The organism is Nonomuraea aridisoli (assembly GCF_003236395.1).
Taxonomy (GTDB): Bacteria; Actinomycetota; Actinomycetes; order Streptosporangiales; family Streptosporangiaceae; genus Nonomuraea; species Nonomuraea aridisoli.
The window spans coordinates 1-3,722 of record NZ_POUD01000467.1; the positions used below are offsets into that span (position 1 = coordinate 1).

Here is a 3,722-nt window from a genome sequence, read left to right on the forward strand (position 1 = left end):
CTTTTTTTTTTCAGGCAGAAGCCGGTATAGGAGCTGGGCGCTAGTCTCGTGGGCTCGGAAATGTGTATAAGAGCCAGGTGCGGGACCACGGGCCGGGGATCGGGGCCGAGCACCTGCCGCACGTGTTCGACCGGTTCTACCGGGCCGACCCCGCCCGCTCCCGGGACGGCGGCGGCACCGGGCTCGGCCTGGCCATCGCGGCGGCGCTGGTGGAGGCGCACGACGGCCGCATCGAGGCCCGCAGCCGCCCCGGCGAGGGCACGACGTTCCGCGTCATCCTCCCGGTCCGCGGACCCGGAAGCGCCGGGCCCGGGGGCGGCTGAGCCGTTCACCGCGCGGCGAGGCGGCGTTCACACACTATTCCCAGCTTCCTCCTGTCACCTATGGCGTGACAGGAGGGAGACCCATGCTGCGAAAGCCGATCAATCGCCCTGCTCCCGCAGAACCGGGCCAGGCCGGGCACGCGCTGCACGCCTTCAACCGGTACGAGATCAAGTACCTCGTCGACACCGCCCTCGTGGGCGAGTTGCGCGAGGAGATGGAGGCCGTCCTCGACCGCGACCCGCACAGCGGCGAGCACGGCTACGGCATCTGGAGCGTCTACTACGACACCCGGCGGCTCCGCTTCTACTGGGAGAAGATCGAGGGGCTGAAGTTCCGCAGGAAGCTGCGCATCCGCCACTACGGCGACCGGTTCGCGGTGACCGGCGACACGCCGGTCTTCGTCGAGATCAAGCAACGCGTCAACCGGGTCACACAGAAGCGCCGCGTGCGCCTGCCGTACCGGGACGCGCTGCGCCTGTGCGACGGCCGCGAGCAGGTCGGCCACGAGCCGGCGGCTCGGGGCTTCCTGGAGGAGGTCCTCGACCTCGTCTGCCGCCTCGATCTGCACGCCACCGCCATGACCGGTTACCAGCGCCACGCCTACGCCGGCCGCGGCGCCGACGTGGGCCTGCGCGTCACGTTCGACCAGCGGATCCGCGGCCGGGACCGCGACTTCCACCTCGGCGCGGACGCCGAGAACCGCTACATCGTCCCGCCCGGCAAAGCGATCATGGAGGTCAAGGCGAACGAGCGGGTCCCCTACTGGCTCACCGACCTGACCGCCCGGCGGAACCTCCAGGTGGTGCGGGTCTCCAAGTACTGCCAGAGCGTCGAGGCGTACGGGCTGGCGCCGCGCTCGATCTTCCACATCCCCGACCACGACCTCGACGTCCGGGCCGGCCACCCGGCGATCGCTCCGACGGAGGCATGACCCCCATGGACTTCTCTTTCCAGGACCTCTCGGGCACGTTCAGCGTGGCGGACATCGCCATCGCGATGTCCCTGTCGTTCGTGCTCAGCGCCATGATCGGCTGGGTGTACCGGGCGACCCACCGCAACGTCTCCTACAGCCAGTCGTACGTGCAGACGCTGGTCGTCCTCGGCATGCTCATCTCGCTGATCATGCTGGTCGTGGGCTCGAACATCGCGCGCGCCTTCGCCCTGGTCGGCGCGCTGTCGGTGGTGCGCTTCCGCAACGCCATCAAGGAGACCAGGGACGTCGGGTTCATCTTCCTGGTGATGGGCGTCGGCATGGCCGTCGGCACCCGGTTCTACCTGCTGGCCGTGGTCGCCGCCGTGGCGATCTCGCTGATCGTCATGATCATGCACCGGTTCGACTGGTTCCGGCTCAACGTGCGCCGTCAGGTCGTCAAGGTGCAGGTGCCGTCCGACGAGGACCACACGCACGCGATCCAGGACGTCCTGATCCGGCACACCGACGAGTTCGAGCTGGTCAGCATGGAGTCGATCAGGGCCGGTGCGCTGACCGAGCTCATGTACACCGTCAAGGTCAAGAAGGGCAGCGAGCCCGCCGACCTGATCGCCGGGCTGCGCGAGCGCAATCACGGCCAGTCGGTCACGGTCCTGACCGGTTACGACCAGAGCGACCTGTAGGCCGCCATGGCGCAGGACACGAAGCGGCCGCGGCACCGGGTCCCGGTCCGGCTCCGGCAGCACTGGAAGCTGGTCGCGTTGTGCGTGGCGTTCCTGGCGGCCTGCTGGGGGGTGTTCGGCAGCGGGACGATCCGCCCGTACGTCACCACCTCGCGGGTCGCCGAGGCCGGCGCCGTCGTGCGGGATCTCGCCGGGTCGAAGGAACTGTTCGACGCTTCCACGCCGCACGAGGTGACGCTCACGTTCCGGGACGAGAGCTACCAGGACATGCTGAGCGAGTACTTCGAGGACGGCGAGAAGAAGTACGTCGAGGCGGACCTGACCATCGACGGGACGCGCATCCCGAGCGTCGGCATCCGGCTCAAAGGCAACTCGACGCTCCAGGGCCTGACCTGGAACGGCCAGACCCGGCAACGCCCGGCCGGCGGTGGGCCCGGCGGTGAGCCAGGCCGTGGACAGCGCCCTGGGGGATTCGGCGACCCCGGCGGCGCCGAGCCCCCCGAGGGGTTCCAGCCGCCTGATCAGGCTCGCGGCGGGCGGCGGGGCGGGTTCGGGGCGGCGCTGAAGGCGGAGGAGCCGGAGAAGCTGCCGTGGCTGATCAGTTTCGACGAGTTCGTGGCGGGCCGCCGCTACCAGGGCCACTCCCAGATCGCCGTACGCCCCGCGGCCGCGCAGTCCGCCACGCTCCTCAACGAGGCCCTGGCCATCGCGATGGTCGGCGCGGCGGGCGAGCCCACCCAACGGTCGGCGTACGCGTCGTTCAGCGTCAACGGCCGCGCGTCCGGGCCGCGGCTGTTGGTGGAGTACCTGGACGAGGGGTACGCCGACAGGCTCGGCGACGGTGTGCTCTACAAGTCGCTGGCCTCCGGCCGCTTCGCCTACCAGGGAGAGGACCAGACTGAGTACGCCGACGACTTCAAGCAGGTCAACCTGGTGGGGCAGCGCGACCTGCAGCCGGTCATCGACTTCGTCCGATGGGTGGAGCAGGCGTCGGCCGAGGAGTTCTCGGCGGACCTGGCCGAGCGCCTCGACGTCGAGTCGTTCGCCCGGTACACCGCCCTGCAGAACATCCTGCTCAACTTCGACGACATGGCCGGTCCCGGGCGCAACTACTACCTCTGGTACGACCTCGGCACGAAAAAGTTCACGGTGATCAGCTGGGACCTCAACTTCGCGCTCATGGGTGACGCCACAGCGGGCCCCGAGGACACGATCGGCAGAGGCGGGGGCGGGTTCGGCGACCGGGGGGCCAGAGTGGGACAGACCGGCCCGGCCGATCGCACCGCGCCCCCGGGTGCTCGGGACGAGGCGGGTCCGGGCGGGATGTCGGGCCACGTCCTGAAGGAGAAGTTCCTCGCCGACCCCGCCTTCAAGAAGCTTTACGAACGCGAGTACGCCGCCCTGTCCGCCAAGCTCCTGGCGAACGGCGCCGCCACCGCCCTGCTGGACCGGCTGCTCAAGGCGTACAGCCTCAACGAAGGCGCCGACGCGGCCAAGGCCGCGCAGGAGGCGGCAAGCCTGCGCGAGACGCTCCGGACGCGGACGGAGGCGCTCACGTCGGGAAGGTGATCAGCGGGCGCGGAACGCCACGGCGGTGGCCGAGGTGATCGCCGTCACCACGACGACCGTGAGCAGCACGGAGCCCAGCGGACTCCCCCGCCGCGCCGGCGGTTCGGGACGCCTGAACGACGTCCCGATCGCCGGCGTCTCCTCCACCGTCGGCGTGACAACGTCCGGAACCTCCGCGAGCGGCACCACCCCTCGCACCGGGGCCTGGCCCCCAC

5 protein-coding genes are annotated in these 3,722 nt (G+C 70.1%); 4 read left to right on the forward strand and 1 reads right to left on the reverse strand.

Features of this window, described 5'->3' with window-relative positions:
* The first annotated feature begins 77 nt into the window (after window positions 1-77).
* The 4 genes from C1J01_RS46850 (at window position 78) to C1J01_RS46865 (ending at window position 3,507) form a co-directional block, all read left to right on the forward strand.
* Window positions 78-323, forward strand: a complete 246-nt coding sequence (locus tag C1J01_RS46850; protein ID WP_235855136.1) for a sensor histidine kinase — start codon at window positions 78-80, stop codon at window positions 321-323.
* 83 nt (window positions 324-406) lie between these two features.
* Window positions 407-1,255, forward strand: a complete 849-nt coding sequence (locus tag C1J01_RS46855; protein ID WP_111185481.1) for a polyphosphate polymerase domain-containing protein — start codon at window positions 407-409, stop codon at window positions 1,253-1,255.
* Between the two features lie 5 nt (window positions 1,256-1,260).
* Window positions 1,261-1,938 carry a DUF4956 domain-containing protein gene (locus tag C1J01_RS46860; RefSeq protein ID WP_111185483.1) on the forward strand — a complete coding sequence of 226 codons (678 nt, stop codon included), beginning with the start codon at window positions 1,261-1,263 and terminating at the stop codon, window positions 1,936-1,938.
* Between the two features lie 6 nt (window positions 1,939-1,944).
* Complete coding sequence (locus C1J01_RS46865; RefSeq protein ID WP_111185485.1) at window positions 1,945-3,507, forward strand: CotH kinase family protein; 1,563 nt, start codon at window positions 1,945-1,947, stop codon at window positions 3,505-3,507.
* On the opposite strand, the gene C1J01_RS50750 is transcribed toward C1J01_RS46865, so the two are convergent.
* A partial coding sequence (locus C1J01_RS50750; protein ID WP_181449353.1) for a hypothetical protein occupies window positions 3,508-3,722 on the reverse strand: 215 nt, incomplete at its 5' end.

Coding starts and splice junctions, on each gene's coding strand:
- C1J01_RS46860 (WP_111185483.1), top strand. CDS start 1,261: ATGGACTTCTCTTTCCAGGACCTCTCGGGCACGTTCAGCGTGGCGGAC.
- C1J01_RS46865 (WP_111185485.1), top strand. CDS start 1,945: ATGGCGCAGGACACGAAGCGGCCGCGGCACCGGGTCCCGGTCCGGCTC.
- C1J01_RS46855 (WP_111185481.1), top strand. CDS start 407: ATGCTGCGAAAGCCGATCAATCGCCCTGCTCCCGCAGAACCGGGCCAG.